Annotated in this window: 8 protein-coding genes; 5 read left to right on the top strand and 3 right to left on the bottom strand. The window is 70.4% G+C overall.

Features of this window, described 5'->3' with window-relative positions:
* The 4 genes from F3J43_RS22340 to F3J43_RS22325 all read left to right on the top strand — a co-directional run.
* Positions 1-3,130, top strand: a 3,130-nt coding sequence (locus tag F3J43_RS22340; protein WP_166892268.1) for a non-ribosomal peptide synthetase, incomplete at its 5' end; no start/stop codon positions are given.
* Entirely contained in the window at positions 3,127-17,667 is a 14,541-nt protein-coding gene (locus F3J43_RS22335; protein WP_166892265.1) for a non-ribosomal peptide synthetase, read from the top strand. The genes F3J43_RS22340 and F3J43_RS22335, both read left to right, overlap by 4 nt.
* Before the next feature lie 66 nt (positions 17,668-17,733).
* A complete protein-coding gene (macA, locus tag F3J43_RS22330) occupies positions 17,734-18,888 on the top strand; it encodes a macrolide transporter subunit MacA (protein WP_166892261.1) in 1,155 nt (384 codons plus the stop codon).
* An 8-nt stretch (positions 18,889-18,896) separates the two neighbouring features.
* Complete coding sequence (locus F3J43_RS22325; protein WP_205298040.1) at positions 18,897-20,894, top strand: MacB family efflux pump subunit; 1,998 nt, start codon at positions 18,897-18,899, stop codon at positions 20,892-20,894.
* Between the two features lie 185 nt (positions 20,895-21,079).
* Here F3J43_RS22325 and F3J43_RS22320 read toward each other — a convergent pair whose 3' ends face one another.
* The 3 genes from F3J43_RS22320 to F3J43_RS22310 all read right to left on the bottom strand — a co-directional run bounded on the left by F3J43_RS22320 (position 21,080) and on the right by F3J43_RS22310 (position 23,130).
* Positions 21,080-21,409, bottom strand: a complete 330-nt coding sequence (locus F3J43_RS22320) for a hypothetical protein (RefSeq protein WP_166892255.1) — start codon at positions 21,407-21,409, stop codon at positions 21,080-21,082.
* Between the two features lie 75 nt (positions 21,410-21,484).
* On the bottom strand, positions 21,485-22,135 hold the full coding sequence (locus F3J43_RS22315) for a DUF998 domain-containing protein (RefSeq protein WP_166892252.1): 651 nt from the start codon (positions 22,133-22,135) through the stop codon (positions 21,485-21,487).
* Positions 22,136-22,206: 71 nt separating this feature from the next.
* Entirely contained in the window at positions 22,207-23,130 is a 924-nt protein-coding gene (locus F3J43_RS22310) for a sulfite exporter TauE/SafE family protein (protein WP_286184949.1), read from the bottom strand.
* Between F3J43_RS22310 and F3J43_RS22305 the strand changes: the two genes are divergently transcribed.
* On the top strand, positions 23,129-23,902 hold the full coding sequence (locus tag F3J43_RS22305; RefSeq protein ID WP_166892249.1) for an AraC family transcriptional regulator: 774 nt from the start codon (positions 23,129-23,131) through the stop codon (positions 23,900-23,902). The genes F3J43_RS22310 and F3J43_RS22305 overlap by 2 nt on opposite strands.
* Positions 23,903-23,919: the final 17 nt, after the last annotated feature.

The following is a 23,919-nucleotide window of genomic DNA, read 5'->3' as shown; positions in this document are numbered from 1 at the left end:
ACTGGTGGAACTGGACCAGGAAAGCATCGAACGCATCGTCGCCACGGTGCCGGGCGGCGCCGCCAACGTGCAGGACATCTACCCGCTGGCACCACTACAGGAAGGCATTCTCTACCACCACCTCAGCGCGCCCGAGCATGACCCCTATGTGCTCGCCTCGCGCATGGCCTTCGCCGATCGCGGGCGTCTGCACGCCTTCATCGACGCCCTGGGCAAGGTCATCGGCAGGCATGACGTGCTGCGTACCTCGGTACTGTGGGACGGCCTGCCGCAGGCGGTGCAGGTGGTCTGGCGGCAGGCGCCGCTGGCGGTGTTCGAAGTCGCCGATGCGTCCGAGGTGCCCCATGCCCTGGCCCTGACACAGGCGCCGCTGGTGCGCCTGTACCACTGGCATGACCCCCAGGGCCCAGGCTTGCTGGCGGCGTTGCAGTTCCACCATATCGTCCTCGACCACACCGCCCTGGACGTGGTCGGCCAGGAACTGGTGGGCTACCTGCAAGGCCTGCCGGTACCGGCCGAGCCGGGCGCGCCGTACCGCAACTACGTGGCCCAGGCGCGCCTGGGCGTGAGCCAGGCCGAGCACGAGGCGTTCTTCAGCGCGCAACTGGGCGACATCGACGAGCCGACCCTGCCGTTCGGCCTGGGCGACGTGCAGGTCGATGGCCAGCATATCGAAGAGGCGCAGTGGTGGCTCGACGAGGCCCTGGCCGGGCGCCTGCGTCGCCAGGCGCGGCAGTTGGGGATCAGCGTGGCGAGCCTGTTCCACCTGGCCTACGCACGCCTGCTGGCCGCCGCCAGCGGGCGCGACAGCGTGGTGTTCGGCACCGTGCTGCTGGGCCGTCTGGAGGGCGGCGAAGGTGCCGAACAGGCCTTGGGCATGTTCATCAACACCTTGCCGCTGCGCCTGGACCTGGCCGGCTTGAGCCTGGGTGACGCCGCGCGCGCCACCCAGCAGCGGCTCAGCGCGCTGCTGGCCCACGAGCATGCCTCGCTGGCCCTGGCCCAGCGTTGCAGCGGCGTGGCCGCGCCGGCGCCGCTGTTCAGCGCCATGCTCAACTACCGTCATGGCAGCCAGGCCAGCGAGGCCCAGCGTCAGGCGCTGCAGGGCATCGACACCCTGGAGAGCCACGAGCGCAGCAACTACCCGTTGAGCCTGAGCGTGGACGATATCGGCGAGGGCTTCCGCCTGGTCGCCCTGGCGCCGGCCGAGGTGGGCGCCGCACGGATCTGCGGGCAACTGCTGCAGGTGCTCGAGGGCATCGCCGAGGCCCTCGAGCAGCAGCCCGAGCGGGCGTTGCTGGCGCTGCCGGTGCTGTCGACCGAAGAGCGTCGCCAGGTGCTGGAGGGCTTCAACCGCAGCCACGTTGCCCATGACCTGGGGCAGACCCTGCACGGCCTGATCGAGGCCCAGGCGGCGCGTACGCCGGATGCGCCGGCGGTTGCCGGCGAGCAGGGCGAGCTGAGCTATGCCCAGCTCAACGCCCAGGCCAACCGCCTGGCCCACCAGCTGCTCGAGCTGGGGGTCAAGCCCGATGACCGCGTGGCGATCTGCGTCGAGCGCGGGTTGTCGCTGGTGGTCGGCCTGCTGGCCATTCTCAAGGCGGGCGGCGCCTATGTGCCGGTCGATCCGGACTACCCGGCGGGGCGTATCCGTCACATGCTCGACGACAGCCAGCCACGGGCCGTGCTGGTCCAGGCGGGCACCCGCGCCCTGGTGGGCGAGCGTCAGGCGGCACTGGTCGATCTCGACCTGGCGCAGGGCTCCACCCACCCGGACGGCAACCCGCAGGTGCCAGGGCTGACGTCGGCGCACCTGGCCTATGTGATCTACACCTCCGGCTCCACCGGCCAGCCGAAAGGCGTGATGGTCGAGCACCGCAACGTGGTCAACCTGGTGCGCTGGAGCGCGGGGCTGTTCCCGGCCAGCGGCGCCTTGCTGCACAAGACCCCGGTCAGCTTCGATGCCTCGGTGTGGGAGCTGTTCTGGCCGCTGTGCAGCGGTCTGCGCCTGGTGCTGGCACGCCCGGACGGGCAGCGCGACCCGCAGTACCTGGTCGAGCTGATCGAGCGCGAGCAGGTCGGCGTGGTGCAGTTCGTGCCCGCCTTGCTGCAGCAGTTCCTCGAAGTGCCGGGCAGCGCCCACTGCACCAGCCTGACCGATATCGTCTGTGGTGGCGGCGAGCTGACCGCGGCGTTGGCCCGCCAGGTGCGCGAGCGCCTGCCGCAGGCGCGCCTGCACAACGTCTACGGGCCCACCGAAACCACGGTGGACTGCAGCGCCTGGACCTTGCAGCCGCACGACCCGCTGCCCCGGGGCGCGCTGCCGATCGGCCGTCCCATCGACAACACCACCCTGTACGTGCTCGACGCCCACGACCAACCCGCGCCGCTGGGCGTCGCCGGCCAGTTGCACATCGGCGGCGCCGGGGTGGCGCGAGGCTACCTGGGCTTGCCGGAACAACAGGCCGAGCGCTTCATCGCCAGCCCGTTCGTGGCGGGCGAGCGCCTGTATCGCAGTGGCGACCTGGTGCGCCAGCGCGCCGATGGCGTGCTCGAGTTCCTGGGCCGCACCGACCACCAGATCAAGCTGCGTGGCCTGCGTATCGAGCCGGGCGAGATCGAGGCCGGCCTGCTTGCCGTGGAGGGTGTGCGCGAGGCGCTGGTGCTGGTGCACGACGCCGCGCCGGCCGGCCCACGCCTGGTGGCCTACTACAGCGGCGCGGCACTGGCGGCCGAGCGACTGCGCGAGGCACTGCTGGAGCAGGTGCCGGAGTACATGGTGCCGGCGCTGTTCATCCACCTCGACGCCTTGCCGCTGACCCCCAATGGCAAGCCCGATCGCCAGGCCCTGCCGGCGCCGGACCTGAGCGCGCTGCCGAGCCGCGCGTACCAGGCCCCCGAAGGCCCGACCGAGACGCTGCTGGCGGGCATCTGGGCCGAGTTGCTGGGGGTGGAGCGGGTCGGGCGACATGACAACTTCTTCGAGCTCGGCGGCCATTCGCTGCTGGCCGTGACCCTTACCTCGCGGTTGCGCGAAGCCGGCCTGGAAGCCGACGTGCGCACCCTGTTCGAGCAACCGACGCTGGCCGGCTATGCCGCCATCACAGACAGAATGGAGATCGTCCTGTGAGCATCAACGAACTACTGGCGACCCTGGCCGCCAACAATGTCCAGCTGGCCCTCAAGGATGGCCAGCTGGCGGTGCAGGGCAATCGCCAGGCGCTGACCGACGCCAGCCTGGTGGCGCAGTTGCGCGCGCACAAGCCGGCCTTGCTGGCGATGCTCGAACGTGGCGAGTACGTGGCCGCCCGCCAGGGCGCGGTGGAGGTGCCGGAGAACCGCATCCCGGCAGGTTGCCAGCACATCGAGGCGGCCATGCTCAGCCTGGTCGAGCTCGACCAGGCCAGCGTCGATCGACTGGTCGCGGCGATCCCCGGTGGCGCCGCCAACGTCCAGGACATCTACCCGCTGGTGCCGCTGCAGCAGGGCATGCTGTTCCACCACGCCAGCGCCGGCGAGCACGATCCCTACGTGATGCAGGCGCGCTTCCTGTTCGCTGACGCCAGTCGCGTGGCCGCCTTCGCCCAGGCCTTGCGCGGGGTGGTCGAACGCCATGACATCCTGCGCACCTCGGTGCACTGGAAAGACGTCGAGACGCCGGTACAGGTGGTCTGGCGCCACGCCGAGCTGCAGGTCACCCAGTTGCCTGCCGGCCAGGCGCCGAGCAGTGTCTTCGACCTGACCCAGGCCCCGCTGATCCGCCTGCAATGCCAGGCAGCGCAGGCGGACGGGCGAGTCGCGGCCACCTTGCAGTTCCACCATGTGGCCATGGACCACAGCGCCCTGGAAGTGGTGCGCCACGAGATGCTGGCGTTCCTGCTGGGCGAAGGCGCGCAGCTGGGCCGTCCGGTGCCGTTCCGCAACCATGTGGCCCAGGCCCTGCTCGGGGTTGGCGAGGCCGCCCACGAGGCGTTCTTCCGCGACATGCTCGGTGGCGTCGACGAGCCGACCCTGGCCTATGGCCTGAGCGACGTGCAGGGCGATGGCGCGGCGCTGAACGAGCACAGCCAGGCCCTCGACCCGCAACTGTGCCGTGACCTGCGCGGCCTGGCGCGGACCCAGGGGGTGAGCGTGGCGAGCCTGTTCCACCTGGCCTGGGCACGGGTGCTGGGTGGCCTGACCGGGCGTGACCGGGTGGTGTTCGGCACCGTGCTGATGGGCCGCCTGCTGGGCGCCGAGGCCACTGACCGGGCACTGGGCATCTTCATCAATACCCTGCCGCTGTGCGTGGAACTGGCCGGCGCCGATCTGGCGACGGCGATCAAGGCCACCCACCAGCGCCTGAGCACGCTGATGCGCCACGAGCACGCGCCGCTGGCCCTGGCCCAGCGCTGCAGCGGCGTGGCGGCGCCGACGCCGCTGTTCAACGCCTTGCTCAACTACCGCCATAGCGCGGCCACGGGCTCGGAACAGGTACGCCGAGCCGGTTGGGCCGGGATCGAGATCGTCGAGGCCGGCGAGGCCACCAACTACCCGCTGACCCTGAGCGTCGACGACCTTGGCGAAGGTTTCCACCTGACCCTGCTGGCCAGTCCGCAGGTCCCGGCGCGCAGGGTCTGCGCCTACCTCGAGCAGACCCTGCGCAGCCTGCTCGAAGGCGCTGCCGGCGAAGTGCGCGGGCTGCCGATGCTGCCCGCCGCCGAGCGTGACGAACTGCTGCAGGCCTTCAACCAGACCCCGGGCGGCGCGGTGGCCGAGACCACCCTGGGGCAACGGATCGAACAGTGGGCCCAGGCTCAGCCCCAGGCCATCGCCGCCACCTGTGCCGGGCAGTCCCTGGACTACGCCGGATTGAACCGCCGCGCCAACGCCCTGGCCCATCACCTGATCGGCCTCGGCGTGCGCCCGGACGACCGCGTGGCGGTGCTGGCCCGCCGTGGCCTGGACACCCTGGTCGGCCTGCTGGCGGTGCTCAAGGCCGGTGCCGGCTATGTGCCGGTGGACCCCGCGCACCCCGACGAGCGCGTGCGCTACCTGCTGGACGACAGCGGCCCGGTGGCGGTACTGACCCTGGAGGCCCTGCGGGGCCGGGTCGGCCCGTGCGAGGTACCGGTGCTGCTGCTCGACCGGCCCGACTGGCCCGCCCGCGACGACGACCCGCAGGTACCGGGGCTGCACGCCGGGCACCTGGCCTACGTGATCTACACCTCCGGCTCCACCGGGCAGCCCAAGGGGGTGATGGTCGAGCACCGCACCCTGAACAACCTGGTGGACTGGCATTGCCGCGCCTTCGACCTGGTTCAGGGCCGGCACACTTCGAGCCTGGCCGGCTTCGGTTTCGACGCCATGGCCTGGGAGGTCTGGCCGGCCCTGTGCGTCGGTGCCACCCTGCACCTGGCCCCGCCGGGCGAGGGCCACGAAGACCTCGATGCCATGCTGGCCTGGTGGCGCGCACAACCCCTGGACGTCAGCTTCCTGCCCACGCCGGTGGCCGAGTATGCCTTCAGCCATCAGCTCGAACACCCGACCCTGCGTACCCTGCTGATCGGCGGCGACCGACTGCGCCAGTTCAACCGCAGCCAGACCTTCGCCGTGGTCAACAACTACGGCCCCACCGAAACCACAGTGGTGGCCAGTTCCGGGGTGGTCGAGGCCGGTGGCGAGCTGCATATCGGCCGGCCGGTGGACAATGCCCGGCTGTACGTGCTCGACGCCGAGCGCCAGCCGGTGCCGCTGGGCGCGGCTGGCGAGCTGTACGTCGGCGGCGCCGGGGTCGCCCGTGGCTACCTGAACCGGCCGCAGCTGACCGCCGAGCGCTTCCTCGACGATCCGTTCGCGGCCACGCCGGGTGCGCGCATGTATCGCACCGGCGACCTGGTGCGCTGGCTGGCCGATGGTCGCCTGGACTACCTGGGCCGCAATGATGACCAGGTGAAGATCCGTGGCGTGCGCATCGAGCTGGGCGAGATCGAGAGCCGCCTGAACGGCCTGCCGGGGATCAACGAGGCGGTGGTGCTGGCCCGCGAGGACCAGCCCGGCCAGGCCAGGCTGGTGGCCTACTTCACGCCGCAGCCGGGTGTCGAGGCGCCGTCGCCCGAGCAACTGCGCGGGCAACTGCTGGCGCACCTGCCCGAATACATGGTGCCGGTGGCGTTCGTCGTGTTGCAGACGCTGCCGCTGACCGCCAACGGCAAGCTCGATCGTCGGGCGCTGCCGGCACCGGACCGTGCGGCGCTGTTCGAGCAGGCCTACGTGGCCCCCGAGGGGGCGCTGGAAAATGCCCTGGCCCAGCTGTGGGCCGAACTGCTGCAGGTGGAGCGGGTAGGGCGCCACGATCATTTCTTCGCCCTGGGCGGCCATTCGTTGCTGGCCATGCGCATGGTGTCCCAGGTGCGCCTGCGCCTGGGTGTCGAGCTGGCCCTGGCCGAGCTGTTCGCCAACGCCGAGCTGAGCGCGGTGGCCCAGGTGCTGGCCGGCGCCGGGCGCAGTGCGCTGCCGGCGATCGTGGCGGCCGACCGGGCCCAGCCGCTGCCGCTGTCGTTCGCCCAGCAGCGCTTGTGGTTCCTGGCCCAGCTCGAAGGCGGCAACCAGGCCTACAACGTGCCGCTGGCCCTGGGCCTGTGTGGCGCGCTGGATATCGACGCGCTGGAGCGTGCCCTGCTGCGCATCGTCGAGCGCCACGAAACCCTGCGCAGCCGGTTCGTGCCCTGCGCCGACAGTGCCGAAGTGGTGATCGCCGAGACACCGGTGGCCGGCTGGCTGCGCCGCGAAACCCTGGCGCCCGAGGCACTGGCCGCCCGCCTGCTGGCCGAAGCGCAGGCCGCGTTCGACCTGCAGGACGGCGCGCCGCTGCGCGCCAGCCTGCTGACCCTGGGCGACCAGCAGCATGTGCTGGTCCTCACCTTGCACCATATCGTCGCCGACGGCTGGTCCCTCGGCGTGCTCACCCGCGAGCTCGGTGCGCTGTACCCGGCCCTGCGCGCCGGGCAGCCGGACCCGCTGCCGGCGCTGGCGATCCAGTACGGCGACTATGCCGTGTGGCAGCGCCGCTGGCTGGCCGGCGAGCAGTTGCAGCGCCAGGCCGACTACTGGCGCCAGGCCCTGGACGGCGCGCCGACCTTGCTCGCGCTGCCCACCGACCACCCGCGCCCGGCACGCCAGGACTTCAGTGGCGCCAGCCTGGCGCTGCACCTGGACGAGCGCCTCGGCGCCGGCCTGCGCGCCTTGGCCCAGCGTCACCAGGCCACCCTGTACATGCTGCTGACCAGCGCCTGGGCGGCGACCCTGGCACGTCTGTCCGGGCAGGCCGAGGTGGTCATCGGCTGCCCGGTGGCCGGGCGCGGCAGCGCCGAGCTCGAGCCGTTGGTGGGGCTGTTCGTCAACACCCTGGCGCTGCGCGTCGACACCGCCGCCGCGGCCACCCCAGAGGCCCTGCTGGCCCAGGTCAAGACGCGGCTGCTGCAGGCCCAGGCCCATCAGGACCTGCCGTTCGAGCAGGTGGTGGAGATCGTCCGCCCGGCGCGCAGCCTGGCCCACACCCCGTTGTTCCAGACCACCGTCAACTGGCAGGCCGGCGCGGGCGCCGCCTTGCAGTTGGAGGGGCTGCAACTGCAAGCCGTGGCGCAGACCAACCAGGTGGCCAAGTTCGACCTGTCGCTGAGCCTGGGCGAGCAGGGCGAGGCGCTGGCCGGCAGCCTGGAATACGCCACCGCACTGTTCGATGAAGCCAGCGTGGCGCGTTTCGCGGGTTACTTCACCGCGATGCTGCAGGCCATGGTGGCCAACGACCAGCAGCCGCTGGCCGAGATCGCACTGATCGGCGAGGACGAGCGGCGACGCCTGTTGCACGGCCTGAACGCCACCGCCCGGGCATTGCCCGACGGGCATACCGTGCATGCCCTGGTCGAGGCCCAGGCCGCCCGGGCGCCAGAGGCAACGGCCGCGCTGGCCGGCGAACGACGCCTGAGCTACGGCGAGCTCAACCGCCAGGCCAATGCCCTGGCCCATCACCTGATCGGCCTGGGCGTACGCCCTGACGACCGTGTGGCGGTGGTCGCCCGACGTGGCCTGGACACCCTGGTGGCGCTGCTGGCGGTGCTCAAGGCCGGCGCCAGCTATGTGCCGGTGGACCCGGCGCACCCGGACGAGCGCCTGCGCTACCTGCTGGAGGACAGCATGCCGGTGGCGGTACTGGCCGAGCAGGCTTTGTTCGAGCGCCTGAAGGGCCTGGCCGCGCCGCTGCTGGCCCTCGACCGGCCAGACTGGCCGGCGCGCGACGACAATCCCGAGGTCGCCGGGCTGAGCCCCGCGCACCTGGCCTATGTGATCTACACCTCCGGCTCCACCGGCCAGCCCAAGGGGGTGATGGTCGAGCACCGCACCCTGGCCAACCTGGTGCACTGGCACTGCGCCGCCTTCGAACTGGGCGCAGGGGCGCACACCGCCAGCGTCGCCGGCTTCGGCTTCGACGCCATGGCCTGGGAAGTCTGGCCGGCGCTGTGCGGCGGCGCGGTGCTGCACCTGCCGCCCGCCGAACTGGGCAACGAGCAGCTCGACGCACTGCTGGCCTGGTGGCTGGAGCAGCCGCTGAAGGTCGCCTTCCTGCCCACCCCGGTGGCCGAGTACGCCTTCGCCCAGGGGCTGCGCCACCCGACCTTGCGCACCCTGCTGATCGGCGGCGACCGTCTGCGCCAGTTCAACAGCGACCCGGGCTTCGTCGTGGTCAACAACTATGGGCCGACCGAGGCCACGGTGGTCGCCACCTCCGGCCTGGTGCTGCCGGGGGGCGCGCTGGACATCGGCCGGCCGATCGCCAACACCCGCATCTACCTGCTCGACGAGGCACGTCAACTGGTGCCGCTGGGTGCGGTCGGCGAGCTGTACGTGGGTGGCGCCGGGGTGGCCCGCGGTTATCTGAACCGCGAGTCACTCAGCGCCGAACGTTTCATCGCCGACCCGTTCGGCGAGCAGCCGGGCGCGCGGCTGTACCGTACCGGCGACCTGGCCCGCTGGAACGCCGACGGCACCCTGGAGTACCTGGGGCGCAACGACGACCAGGTCAAGGTGCGCGGCCTGCGCATCGAACTGGGCGAAATCGAGGCGCAACTGCTGCGCTTGCCCGGCATCGACGAAGCGCTGGTGCTGGCCCGCGAGGAGGTGCCCGGCCAGCCCCGGCTGATCGCCTGGTTCAGTGGCTCCGGCGAGATCGCCACGGTGGCCGAGCTGCGCGCCAGCCTGCTGCAGTGCCTGCCGGCCTACATGGTGCCGGCGGCGCTGGTGCGCCTGGATGCCTGGCCGCTGACCGCCAACGGCAAGGTCGACCGCCGCGCGCTGCCGGCCCCGGCGCGCGACGCGTTGGGCGCCGATGCCTACGCGCCGGCCGAGGGCGAGCGGGAGACCGCGCTGGCCGCGCTCTGGTGCGAGCTGTTGCAGGTCGGGCAGGTGGGTCGGCACGACCGTTTCTTCGAACTGGGCGGCCATTCGCTGCTGGCCATGCGCATGGTTGGCCAATTGCGCCAGCGCCTGGGCCTGGAGCTGTCGCTCGGCCAGCTGTTCGCCGACGACCGCCTGCTGGCGGTGGCCGCGGCCCTGGATGGCGCCGGTCGTCGCGTGCCGCCACTGATCGAGACAGCCTCCCACGGCCAGTCGCAGCCGCTGTCGTTCGCCCAGCAGCGCCTGTGGTTCCTGGCGCAGATGGACGATGCCAGTGCCGCCTATCACATTCCCTTGAGCCTGGGGCTTGAAGGACCGCTGGACCGCCAGGCACTGGAGCGCGCGCTGGTGCGCATCGTCGAGCGCCATGCCAGCCTGCGCAGCCACTTCGCCCAGGAAGGCGCCGAGGCACGGGTGCGGGTGGCACCGGGCAATGGCGGCTTCAGCCTGAGCTGGCACGACCTGCGCGGCCAGGCCCAGCAATTGCCGGCGCTGCAGCGCGAGGAGGCGATGCTGCCGTTCGACCTGGCCCACCAGTTGCCGATCCGTGCGCGCCTGCTGTGCCTGGGCGAGGAGCAGCATGTGCTGCTGCTGACCTTGCACCACATCGTCGCCGATGGCTGGTCGATGGAGCTGTTCACCCGTGAGCTGGGCGTGCTGTACCCGGCCTTCGCCGCCGGCGCCGAGGACCCGCTGGCGCCACTGGCGATCCAGTATGGCGACTACGCCATCTGGCAGCGCCGCTGGCTCGATGGCGACGAGCTGCAGCGCCAGCTCGGCTACTGGCAGCAGGCCCTCAGTGGCGCGCCGCTGCTGCTCAGCCTGCCCAGCGACCGGCCGCGTCCGGCGCGCCAGGACTATGCCGGGGCCCGGGTCGAGGTACGTCTCGACCGGCGCCTGAGCGCCGAGCTCAAGGCGCTCTGCCAGCGCCACGCGATCACCCCGTTCATGCTTTTCGGCGCCGCCTGGGCAGTGCTGCTGGCGCGGCTGTCCGGTCAGGCCGAGGTGGTCATCGGCACGCCGGTGGCCAACCGTCGGCATGCCGAGGTGGAAGGGTTGATCGGTTTGTTCGTCAACTCCCTGGCCCTGCGCATCGACACTGCCGGCTGCCCTGACGTGACCACGCTGCTGGCGCGGGTCAAGGCCTGCGTGAGCCAGGCCCAGGATCACCAGGACATCCCGTTCGAGCAGGTGGTCGAGTTGTTGCGCCCGCCGCGCAGCCTGGCTCACACCCCGCTGTACCAGGTGTCGCTGGCCTGGAACGGCGCCGCCGGGCAGGCCGTCGAGCCAGCGCTGGGGGCGCTGCGCCTGGCGCCGCTGGAGGCGCCCCAGGCAATCGCCAAGTTCGACCTGACCCTGAGCCTGGGCGAGACCGCCGAGGGCTTCGCGGGTGCGCTGGAATACGCCACCGCGCTGTTCGACCAGGCCACCCTCGAGCGCCATGTCGGTTACCTGGAGCAACTGCTGTGGGCCTTCGCCGGCAGCGACGATACAGTGCCGGCGCGGGTCGAACTGCTCGGCGCCGCCGAGCGGCGCCAGGAACTGGTCACCTGCAACGCCAGCGAGCTGGTCGGTGGCCTGCAACAACCGTTGCAGGCGCTGTTCGAGGCCCAGGTCGAGCGCTCGCCCGAGGCCATCGCGGTACAGGCCGAGGACGCTCAACTGAGCTACCGGCAACTGAACGAGGCGGCCAACCGCCTGGCCCATCGCCTGATCGCCCAGGGTGTGCGTCCGGACAGTCGGGTCGCCGTGTGCCTGGCCCGTGGCCCGCAGTTGCTGGTCGGGCTGCTGGCCGTGCTCAAGGCTGGAGGCGCCTATGTGCCGCTCGATCCGGGCTATCCGGACGAACGTCTGGCCTACATGCTCGCGGACAGCGCGCCGCAGGCCTTGCTGGTAGACGGTGGCAGCCGTGGGCGCTTCGCCGCCAGCCTGTTGCCGCGCCTGGACCTGGACCAGCCGACCTGGGCCGAGCAACCGGCGAGCAATCCTCAGGTCGGTGGCCTGGGTGCCCGTCATCTGGCCTATGTGATCTACACCTCCGGCTCCACCGGCACGCCGAAAGGGGTGATGGTCGAGCACCGCAGCCTGTGCAACCTGGTGCACTGGAGCTCGCGGCTGATCGCCCCGAGCGCCGCTGGCGCGCTGCTGCACAAGACCCCGATCAGCTTCGACGCCTCGGTATGGGAGCTGTTCTGGCCGCTGTGCGCGGGCATGCGCCTGGTGCTGGCACGCCCGGACGGCCAGCGCGACCCGGCCTACCTGGCCGAGGCCATCCAGCGCCAGCGGGTGGCCGTGGTGCAGTTCGTGCCGGCGCTGCTGCAGCAGTTCCTCGCCCTGGACGCCAGCGCCCGCTGCGACAGCCTCACCGATATCGTCTGCGGGGGCGGCGAGCTGAGCCTGGCGCTGCTGCGCCAGGTGCGCGAGCGCCTGCCGAAGGTGCGCCTGCACAACGTCTACGGGCCCACCGAGACCACTGTCGACTGTAGCGTGTGGACCCTGGAACCCGGCCAGCCGCTGCCGCAGGGTGCGCCGCCGATCGGCCGGCCGATCGCCAATACCCGCCTGTACGTGCTCGACGACCAGGGCCTGCCGGTGCCACGCGGCGTGGCCGGCGAGCTGTACATCGGTGGCGTCGGCGTGGCCCGGGGCTACCTCGGCCTGCCGGAGCTGGAGGCCGAACGTTTCGGCGACAGCCCGTTCGTGGTCGGCGAGCGCCTGTACCGCAGTGGCGACCTGGTGCGCCGGCGTGCCGATGGCGAGCTGGAGTTCCTTGGCCGCAACGATTTCCAGGTCAAGCTGCACGGTCTGCGCATCGAGTTGGGCGAGATCGAGGCCTGCCTGGCCGCCCACCCGGCGTTGCGCGAGGTTGCCGTGCTGCTGCGCGGCGAGCGCCTGGTGGCCTGGTACTGCCTGGGCGATGGCCAGCCCGCGCCGGGGATCGAGGCCTTGCGCAAGCATGCCCTGGCCCGTCTGCCGGACTACATGGTGCCGTCGGCCTATGTGGCGCTGGCGGCGCTGCCACTGACCGCCAATGGCAAGCTCGATCGCCAGGCCCTGCCCGAACCGGACGCCGAGTCGGTGCTCAGCCGCGTCTACGTGGCGCCGGTGGGTGAGGCCGAGACGCGCCTGGCGGCGCTCTGGGCCGAGCTGCTGAACGTGCCCCGGGTCGGCCGCGACGACCACTTCTTCGAGCTGGGCGGCCATTCGTTGCTGGCCGTGACCCTGGTCGCGCGGCTGCGTGCCGAGGGCCTGGAGGCCGATATCCGCGTGCTGTTCGCCGAGCCGACCCTGGCCGCGCTGGCCGCGACCCTGGGCCAGGATGCGGGCCCGCAGGTACCGGCCAACCGCATCGAGCCTGGCTGCCGGCACATCACCCCGGCGCTGCTGCCGTTGGCGCAGCTGGACCAGCCGGCCATCGACCGTATCGTCGGCCAGGTGCCCGGGGGCGTGGCCAATGTGCAGGACATCTACCCACTGGGGCCGTTGCAGGCAGGCATCCTCTACCATCATCTGGCCAGCGAAGGCGACGATCCGTACCTGCTGCAGGCACGCTTCGCGGTGGCCGACCGTTCGCGCCTGGCGGCATTGCAGCAGGCCCTGGACCAGGTGATCGCGCGCCATGACATCCTGCGCAGCGCTCTGTACTGGGAGGGCCTGGCGCAACCGCAGCAGGTGGTATGGCGGCAGGCACCGCTGCCGGTGCAGGAAGTCGCCGCCGGCCAAGCGCTGGCGCTGCGCATCGACTTGACCCGCGCGCCGCTGCTGCGCCTGGTGTACAGCCAGGACCGCGAGGGTGGCGGCCTGACCGCCACCTTGCTGTTCCATCACCTGGTCATGGACCATGTCGCCCAGGATGTGCTGCGCGCCGAGTTGCAGGCCTGCCTGCTCGGACAGGCGCAGCGCCTGCCGGCGCCGGTGCCGTACCGCAACTACATCGCCCGCCTGCAGCAGGGTGCCGGCGAGGCCGAGCACGAGGCGTACTTCCGCGAGCAACTGGGGGATATCGACGAGCCGACGCTGCCCTATGGCGCCGACCCGCACCCGCACCTGGACGCCGTGGACGAGGCCCAGCACTGGCTGCCGGCCGAGCTGTCGCGCCAGGCGCGTGAGCAGGCCCGCCAGCTCGGCGTCGGTGCGGCCAGCCTGATGCACCTGGCCTGGGGCCTGGTGCTGGGGCAACTGTCGGGCCGCGACAGTGTGGTGTTCGGCACCGTGCTGCTCGGTCGCCTGCAGGGCGGCGAGGGCGGCGAACGGGCGCTGGGGGTGTTCATCAATACCTTGCCGCTGCGTCTGGACGTCGGTCGCCTGCCGGTGCGCGAGGCACTGCTGGACACCCATCGCCGGCTCACCGGCCTGCTGGTGCACGAACATGCCCAGCTGGCCCTGGCCCAGCGTTGCAGTGCACTGCCACCGGGGGCGCCGCTGTTCAGCGCCTTGCTCAACTACCGTCACAGCGCCAGCGCCGTGCAGGCGGATGCCGAGGCCGGGCAGGCCTGGGCCGGCATCCAGTTGCTGCAGGCCAGGGAGCGCAGCAACTACCCGCTGGCCCTGAGCGTCGATGACCTCGGCGAGGCGTTCAGCCTGACCGCCCAGTGCGCCCCGGGCATCGACGCACGGCGTCTGTGCGGCTACTTCGAGCAGGCCCTGGCGGGCCTGCTGCAAGCCTTGCAGGGTGTATCGGAACAAGGCCTGGAGCAGATCGGCGTGGTCCCGGCCGACGAACGCCAGCGCCTGCTGGTCGGCTACAACAGGACCCAGCGCGACTACCCGCGCGCCTTGCCGGTGGCGCGGCTGTTCGAGCAGCGCGTGGCACGCCATCCGCTGGCCCTGGCGGCGACGCACGACGAGCGCCAGCTGACCTACGGCGAGCTCAACGAGCAGGCCAACCGCCTGGCCCACTGGCTGCTGGCCGAGGGCCTGCGCCCGGGCGAGCATGTGGCGATCCTGCTGCCGCGTTCGCTGGCGTTGCTGGTGGCGCAGTTGGCGGTGCTCAAGTGCGCGGCGGTGTACGTGCCGCTGGATGTCAACGCTCCGGCCGAGCGCCAGGCGTTCATGGTCCAGGACTGCCAGGCCGTGGCGCTGCTGACCCTCGGCGGCATGCCCGGCGACTGTGGCGTGCGGCGCATCGACCTGGACTGCCTGGCACTCGACGACCAGCCAGGGCATGACCCGGCGCTGGCCCAGGCCGCCGATGCGCCGGCCTACGTGATGTACACCTCTGGCTCCACCGGCACGCCCAAGGGCGTACGCGTGGCGCACCGCGGCATCACCCGCCTGGTGCTGAACAACGGCTATGCCGACTTCAACGCCCAGGACCGCTTCGCGTTCGTCTCCAACCCGGCGTTCGATGCCGCCACCATGGACGTCTGGGGTGCGCTGCTCAACGGCGGCCAGGTGCTGGTGATCGACCACCAGACCCTGGTCGAGCCGGCGCGCTTCGGCGCAGCGCTGCACGATGGCGGCGCCAGCGTGCTGTTCGTCACCACCGCGCTGTTCAACCAGTACGTACACTTGATCCCCGAGGCGCTGGGCGGCTTGCGCATCCTGTTGTGCGGCGGCGAACGGGGTGATCCGGGGGCTTTCCGCGCCTTGCTGGCCCAGGCACCGACCTTGCGCCTGGTGCACTGCTACGGACCGACCGAGACCACCACTTTCGCCACCACCAGCGAGATCCGGGTGCTGGGGGCCGATTGCGAGCATGTGCCGATCGGCCGGCCGATTGGCAACACCAGCGCCTATGTGCTCGACAGTCAGGGGCGCCTGCTGCCCGAGGGCGTGGTCGGCGAGCTGTATATCGGCGGCGATGGCGTCGCGCTGGGTTACCTCAACCGTGCGCAACTGACCGCCGAACGCTTCCTCGACGACCCGTTCGACCCACGCCCCGGCGCGCGCCTGTATCGCACCGGTGACCTGGTGCGCTGGCGCGCCGATGGCCAGCTCGAGTGCCTGGGGCGCAGCGACGACCAGGTGAAGATCCGCGGTTTCCGCATCGAACTGGGCGAGATCGAGCAGCAACTGCTGCAGTGCCCGGGGCTGGACGAGGCCGTGGTCATGGCCTTGCGCCTGGAGCAGGGGCCACTGCGCCTGGTGGCCTGGTTCACCCGCCACGACCCGGCGCTCGATGGCACGGCGCTGCGCGCCTTGCTGCGCGAGCGTCTGCCGGAGTACATGCTGCCGGCCGCGTTCGTCGCCCTCGAAGCCTTGCCGCTGAACAACAACGGCAAGGTCGACCGCAAGGCCTTGCCGCTCCCCGGGCCGCAGGACCTCGCCGTGGCGGCTTTCGAGGCGCCGCAGGGCGCCATCGAGCAGGCCCTGGCCGAGCGCTGGGCGCAGGTGCTGGAGGTCGAGCGGGTCGGGCGCCACGACAGCTTCTTCGAGCTGGGCGGGCATTCGCTGCTGGCCATCCGCCTGGTCGGCGAGATGGAACAGGCTGGCCTGCGCTGCACCCTGGCCGAGCTGTTCCAGTACCCCAGCATCGCTGCCCTGGCCGCGCTGCTGGCCGGCCGCGAGGCGCCGGAGGTGGACGACAGCCTGGTCACCGTGCGTGCCGGCGGCAGCCAGCCGCCGTTGTTCCTGATCCACGAGTTCAGTGGCCTGGACCTGTACTTCCCGGTGCTGGGTCGGCAGATCCCGGGGGACTTCCCGATCTACGGGCTGCCGGGCGTGCCGCTTGGCCAGGCGCAACTGAACACCCTGGAGTGCCTGGCGGCACGGTTGGTGGCGCGGATCCGCGCGGTGCAGCCGCACGGCCCGTACCGCCTGGCCGGCTGGTCGTTCGGCGGGGTGCTGGCCTACGAGGTGGCGGCGCAACTGCTGGGGGTGGACGAGCCGGTGGCCTTCGTCGGCCTGATCGACACCTACGTGCCGCGCCTGAGTGACCAGGGCAAGGCACGCTGGCAAGGGCCGCGCCTGGCCGAGGCGCAGTTGCTGCTGCACTGCCAGGTGCATTGGCAGGGCCTGGGCGAGGCGGGGGCTGGGCAACTGGCCGAGGTCCAGGCACTGCAGGCGGGCAGCTTGCCGTTCGCGGCGCTGTTGGCCCATTGCCGCGAGCGACAGTTGCTGGTGCCGGGCCTGGTACAGACCGGCGACGCGCAGCTGCAGCATTTCTTCGAGCGCCATGTCGCCCATGGCCGGGCCCTGGCCCACTACCACCTGGCCCCGTTGCCGGTGCCACTGCACCTGTTCCAGGCCGAGCAGCGCACCGGCGCGATTGCCTGCGACAGCCCGACCCTGGGCTGGGCCGAGGCCTTGCCGGGGCAGGTACTGCATGGCCGGCAGGTGCCGGGCGACCACCAGAGCATGGTCCAGGAACCGCATGTGGCGGTGCTGGGCCAGGCCATCGCCGAGGCCCTGGACGGCATCCAGGCGCAGCCGTTGCCGACTCACCAGCCGTTGCTGGCGATCCAGAGCGGCACGCCGGGGCATGTGCCGGTGTTCTGCGTGCCGGGCGCCGGCGACAGCGTCACCAGCTTCATCGGCCTGGCCGAGGCGCTGGGACCGGACTGGCCGGTGCACGGCTTGCAGACCCGCGGCCTGGCGCTTGGCGAGGTGCCGTTCTGCAGCGTCGAGGCGGCCGCCGAGCAGCAGGTGCGCGCCATCGAGGCGTTCTACCCGCACGGTCCGTTGAACCTGGTCGGGCACTCCTTCGGTGGTTGGGTGGCCCATGCCATGGCGGTGCGCCTGCAGGCCATGGGCCGCGATGTGCGTTCGCTGACCCTGATCGACAGCGAGGCCCCGGCTGACGGGGGCAGCCTTGGCAAGCCGCACACCTTCACCCAGGCGCTGCAGCGCCTGGTCGAGTCGCTGCAACTGTCCACTGGCAAGTCGCTGGGGCTCGATGCCGCGGCCTTCGCCGAGGCGCACGATCAGCAGCAGTTGCAGCAGTTGCACGGGGCGATGGTGCGGGTCGGCCTGCTGCCGGCGCGCTCCACGCCCCAGGCGTTGGCCGGGGTGACCCGGACCTTCGCCACGGCGCTGCGCACGGTGTACCGGCCAGCCCAGGGCTTCACCGGCCTGGCGCGGCTGGTGCTGGTGGCGGATCCGACCCTGGATGCCGCTGGCAACCAGCGCGAGCAAGGGGCGATGGACGCGGGCTGGCGGCAGTTGATGCCGCAACTGGAGGTGTGGCAGGGGCCAGGCAACCATTTCAGCATCCTCAAGGTGCCGGATGTGTTCAGCCTGGCGGCCTGGTGGCACGACGGGCAGGCCCTGTCCCACGGCAGGGTGAAGCAGTAACACCGTGGTGGGCGCGGGCCAGCCCCGCGCCCACGGGACCTCATCGGATTGTGGAAGAGCGGTTTTATGGAAAAGACGAAGTTTCGCAAGATCACCCTGGGCGTCGCGGCGGCCCTGGTCGCCGGTATCGTGCTGTATGCGGTGCAGGCGCCGGCCAAGCCGCCGCAGTACATCACGGCCGCGGTGGAGCGCGGCGACATCGAGAACGCCGTACTGGCCACCGGCACCCTGGAGGGCATCCGCCAGGTGGATGTCGGCGCCCAGGTGTCCGGCCAGTTGCGTTCGTTGAAGGTCAAGCTCGGCGACAAGGTCAGCGAAGGCCAGTGGCTGGCCGAGATCGATCCGCTGGTGCTGCAGAACACCTTGCGCCAGGCCGAGGTCGATGCCGAGAAGCTGCAGGCCGAACGCCGTTCGACCCAGGCCAAGCTCAAGCAGGCCAAGCGGGTCTACGAGCGCTACGACGTACTGCAGGCCGACGAGTCGATCTCGCGCCAGGACTTCGAGAACGCCGAGTCCGAGTTCGAGGTGCAGCAGGCCAACCTGCGTTCGCTGGACGCGCAGATCAAGAGCGCCCAGGTGCAGATCGACACGGCCCGGGTCAACCTCGGCTACACCCGGATCGTCGCGCCGATCGACGGCCATGTGGTGGGCATCGTCACCCAGGAAGGGCAGACGGTGATCGCCAACCAACTGGCGCCGGTGATCCTCAAGCTCGCCGACCTCGACACCATGACCATCAAGGCCCAGGTATCCGAGGCCGACGTGATCCACATCAGCCCCGGCCAGCAGGTGTACTTCACCATCCTCGGCGATGACCAGCGCTACTACGCCAAGCTGCGTGGCACCGAGCCTGCGCCGCAGAACTACCTGGAGAGCAGCGACAAGACCGGCGGCGCCGGCAAGCAGGCCAGCGCGGTGTTCTACAACGCGTTGTTCGAAGTGCCCAACCCCGAGCACCGTCTGCGCATCTCGATGACCGCCCAGGTGCGCATCGTCCTCGACACCGCCCAGGGCGTGCTCACCGTGCCGGTGGCGGCGCTGGGGCCGCGCGAGGCCGACGGCAGCTTCCCGGTGCGGGTGCTCGACGCCAAGGGCTTCGCCCAGGTGCGCAAGGTCCAGGCCGGGATCAACAACAACGTCAAGGTGCAGGTCAAGGACGGCCTGGCCGAAGGCGACCGGGTGGTGATCGGCGAGCCGGTGACGGGCGAGGCGGGGGCGTGAGCATGAACATGACAGTCGAACTGCCGGCGCGGCAGGCGGCGCCGACGCGCCAGGGCCAGCCACTGCTGCGCCTGGAAGGGGTGACCCGCAGCTTCATGGCGGGCGATCGCGAGTTTCTCGCGCTCAAGGGTATCGATCTGCAGATCCGCGCCGGCGAACTGGTGGCGATCATCGGTGCCTCGGGCTCGGGCAAGTCGACCCTGATGAACATCCTCGGCTGCCTGGACCACGCCAGCGCCGGCAGCTACCAGGTCAGTGGCCAGGAAACCCGCGACCTCGACGATGACGCCCTGGCGGCGCTGCGTCGCGATCACTTTGGCTTCATCTTCCAGCGCTACCACCTGCTGCCGCACCTGGATGCCCTGCGCAATGTCGAGATCCCGGCGGTGTATGCCGGCATGCCCCAGGCCGGGCGCCATGCCCGCGCCCGCGAGCTGCTGACCCGCCTGGGCCTGGACGGGCACCTGGCGCACCGGCCGAGCCAGCTGTCCGGTGGCCAGCAGCAGCGGGTGAGTATCTGCCGGGCGCTGATGAACGGTGGCGAGGTGATCCTCGCCGACGAACCGACCGGGGCCTTGGACACCGCCAGCGGCAAGGAGGTGATGAACATCCTGCTGGAGCTGCACGGCGCCGGGCACACGGTGATCCTGGTGACCCACGATCCCAAGGTCGCTGCCCACGCCGAGCGGATCATCGAGGTCAGCGACGGGCAGATCGTCAGCGACCGGCGCACGGCGCGCGAGGCGGTGACGCCGGAGCCTGCCCGGGCACCGGCCGAGGATGCCGCGCCACGGCGCCTGGTGGCCAGCCTCGGGTTGTTCCGCGAGGCCTTCAAGATGGCCTGGATCGCGCTGATCTCGCACCGCATGCGCACCTTGCTGACCATGCTCGGGATCATCATCGGCATCACCTCGGTGGTATCGATCTCGGCCATCGGCGAGGGCGCCAAGGGCTATGTGCTCAAGGACATCCAGGCGATCGGCAGCAACACCATCGACATCTACTCCGGCACCAGCTTCGGCGACAGCCGGGCCAAGGCCATCGAGACCCTGGTACCGGCCGATGTCACCGCGCTCAACGACCTGTACTACGTCGACAGCGCCACCCCGGTGATCGGCCAGAGCTCGCTGGTGCGCTACCGCAACATCGATGCCGACGTGCAGCTCAACGGTGTCAGCGAGCAGTACTTCCAGGTACGCAACATCCCCCTGGCCGCAGGCATCGTGTTCAGCGCCGAGGACGCCCGGCGCCAGGCCCAGGTGGTGGTGATCGACCACAACACCCGCAAGCGTCTGTTCGGCCCCGGGGTCAACCCGCTGGGGCAGGTGATCCTGGTCGGCAAGCTGCCGTGCACGGTGATCGGCGTGACCGCCGAGAACAAGAACCTGTTCGTCGCCGGCAACACCCTGAACGTGTGGATGCCTTACGAGACCGCGGCCGGGCGCGTACTTGGCCAGCGCCACCTGGACAGCATCAGCGTGCGCATCAAGGACGGCATGCCGAGCAAGCGGGTCGAGGAGGAGGTCAACAAGCTGATGCTGCAGCGCCATGGCACCAAGGACTTCTTCACCAACAACCTCGACAGCATCATGCAGACGGTGCAGAAGACCAGTCGCTCGCTGACCTTGCTGCTGTCGCTGATCGCGGTGATCTCGCTGGTGGTGGGAGGCATCGGGGTGATGAACATCATGCTGGTGTCGGTCACCGAGCGGACCCGCGAGATTGGTATCCGCATGGCGGTGGGGGCGCGTCAGTCGGACATCCGCCAGCAGTTCCTGGTGGAGGCGGTGATGGTCTGCCTGATCGGTGGGGTGATCGGGATCGGTTTGTCATACGGGATCGGCTACCTGTTCGCGCTGTTCGTCAAACAGTGGGAAATGGTGTTTTCCCTGGGCTCGGTGATCACGGCGTTCGTCTGCTCGACGCTGATCGGCATCCTGTTCGGCTTCGTGCCGGCCCGCAATGCGGCGCGGCTCGATCCGATCGAGGCGCTGGCCCGTGACTGACGCGGGCCGCGTCTTTGCAGGAGCCGGCAAGGCCGGCTCCTGCAAGGCAGCGAAGTCTGGAAATCAAATTCATGAAGAAGATTAGAAATGCTTCATAATTCATTGAAATTAAAGGAGTTTATTTGTGTGTCATTTTCTAACAAATAACTTTATCTTTTGTTTTCAACTAGTTGATTTATAACGATTTATCGCTTTGCAACCGCATGCTGCACACACTGCTCGTAGTAGGTCTGCTTGATCGCCGCAGGCTTGAGCCGCGAACGGCTGTTGTAGGTCTGTTCGGTGATGCCGAAGGCGGTCATGCGCATCCACGGCTTGCTGAACTTGCGCGCCTGCAGCTTCTTGCGCGTGGCGTACAGGGTCACCCCGGACAGCTTGGCCTGCTGGGCTTCGGCGGCGATCTGCGCGCCCCAGCCGCAGACCTGGCGGTCATTCTGGCTCAGTGCCCGGGCCTGGGCGGCGAACGCCGTGGTGGCCAGCAGGCAGCCGGCCACGGTTGCTAGAAATACTCGCATGTTGCTGTCCTAAGCATCTGAAGAGGAGCGGGATTTTGCCCTTGCTCCAGCGTCCCGGGGGCCAGCAGTTTGCCGTCAGGCGATGGCCATGCGCAGTGGGTTGCGCCGGGTCGGACGCAACGAACACCAGGCCAGGCTGGCGACCCACAGCACGGCCACGCCGTAGTTCAGGCGTTGGTACAGGCCGAACAGTTCGCCAGACTCGCTCGCGCGGGCCATCAGCAGCACGCTGGCCACTGCCAGCAGCGTGCACAGCAGCGACCACCAGGCCAGGCCGGCGGAGCGTGCCAGGCGCCGGCCGAGGCCGATCCACAACAGGCTGGCCAGGGTCAGCGAGAGGAACATCAGCAGCCCGCTGAGGTTGTGCATCTGCTGGGAGAACGAAGGGACGGCCGGTGCGCAGCCCTGGTCGCAGGCGAACCAGCCGGTGCCGAGGCTGCCGATACCGTGCAGCAGCACCAGCAGCGCCGTCAGCCGGGCCAGCTTCGACTGCCGCCAGCGGCGCGCCAGGCCCCAGGCGAACAAGGCGAACAGCACGGCCAGGGGAAAGTTGTTGACCTTCGCCGACCAGTCATGGGTTGGCGCGCCCACCGCGCCCAACTGGCTCATGGCCTGCTGCAGGTGGCTGTAGCCCGGATAGGCCTCGGCGGTCAGCCCCACGCCCAGCAGCAGCCACAGCGGGATGAGCAGGCCGCAGGCCAGCAACAGGCGGTCGAGTGTGTTCATGGCGGATCCTTCCTTGGCGAATGAATGGGCAAACCGGCAGATTACAGCGCCGGTCAGGCCATTCGCCAGTATCAGTTGCCGGTCAGCAGCATCACCAGCAATACCCCGCCGAGCAGGGCCAGGTAAGCCCGGGCGTGGGCGCTGTCGGGCAGGCGGCCGAGCAGCGGCGCGGCCAGGTGCATGCCGAGCCAGGCGCCGACCGTCATCACCAGGGCGGCGCGCAGGTCGACCAGGCCCAGCAGGCCAGGGCCCAGGTCGAGGTCGGTCGCCGGCAGCAGGGCATAGACCAGGGTGGCCGCCAGGGCCATCGGCAGCGACAGCGGGTTGGCCATGGCGGTGGCGGTGCGCATGCTGGCGCCTCGGCGGCGCAGCAGCGGCACGGTCATCACGCTGCCGCCGACGCCCAGCAGCGCGGCCAGGGCTCCGATGGGCAGGCCGACCAGGGTCGCCGCGCCGCGACCCAGGGCGTTCAGTGGGCGTTCGCCGGCAGCCACGAACCCCGGGCGCAGCCAGGCATCGAGCAGGCTCAGTAGCAGGTAGCCGATGAACAGCCAGCGCAGCCACTGGCCGTTGACGTGCAGCGCGGCCCAGGCCCCCAGCAGCGCGCCGGCGGCGATGGCTGGTGCCAGCGGGCGCACCAGGTCCCAGCGCAGGCTGCCCGCGCGCTGGTGGCGCCAGGTGGCCAGGGCGCTGCTGAAGATCATCACCATGGCCGAGGTGGCAACGGCCACCTGCATGGCGTGTTCGGCCAGTGCCGAGCCGGCGCCGTGGCTGGCCAGCAATGATGCATACAGCAAGGGCACGGCGAAGAACCCGCCACCGAAGCCGAACAGCAAGGTGGTGACGCCAGCGCACAGGCCGAAGAGGCCGAGCAGGGGATAGAGCATGGACAGTGCCTCGCAGGTGGACAGGCTGTGCAGGCTAACGTTCGCCAGGCTGGCCGGCATGCGTGGATTGGCCAATAATCGACGTATCTCGGCCAAGGTTCCCGTCATGCGCAACATTCCGCTGTCCCAGGTCGATGCCAGCCCGCGCACCGTGCTGGCCATCGCCACCGACTACCCGCCCGACACGCTGCTGGCGCGCCATGTGCACCGGCGTGGGCAGTTTCTCTATGCGATGAGCGGGTTGATGGAGGTGCAGACCGACGACGGCGCCTGGGTGATCCCGCCCTACAGCGGCGTATGGATCCCGCCGGGCAAGCCGCACCAGGTGCGCATGCGCGGTGCCAGCACCCGCAGCCTGTACATCGAGCCGACGGCGTTGCCGCGCGTCGGTGACGTTTGCGAAGCGCTGCTGGTCGGGCCGCTGCTGCACCAGTTGCTGCTGGCCAGCGCCGAGGTACCGGCGTTGTACGACGAGCAGGGCCGCGATGGCCTGCTGCTGGGGCTGCTGCTGCACGAGCTGGCGCGCGCCGAGCGCCTGCCGCTGTTCGCCCCGATGCCGATCGAGCCGCGCCTGGCCGGGCTGTGCCAGGCATTCCTGGCCCAGCCACGGGTCGACAGCCTGCCGCAGCAGTGGGCCGAACGGCTCAATTGCAGCCTGCGCACGTTCAACCGGCGATTTCGCCAGCAAACCGGGCTGTCGTTCGGCCAATGGCGCCAGCAGGCCTGCCTGATGAGCGCCGTCATACGGCTCGCGGCGGGCGAGCGGGTCACGGTGATTGCCGTCGACCTGGGCTACGACAGCCCGGGCGCGTTTTCCAGCCTGTACCACCGGGTGCTGGGGCATGCGCCATCCAGCGCACGGCAGCGTCGGGTGCAGTGAGCGTTCGCCGAGAGGGA

Origin of the sequence: Pantoea sp. Cy-639, from assembly GCF_011752525.1 — a bacterium.
In the GTDB taxonomy this organism is placed as follows: domain Bacteria; phylum Pseudomonadota; class Gammaproteobacteria; order Pseudomonadales; family Pseudomonadaceae; genus Aquipseudomonas.
The sequence above is the reverse complement of the archived record's forward strand: the minus strand, read 5'-3'. Positions and strand labels throughout refer to the sequence as shown.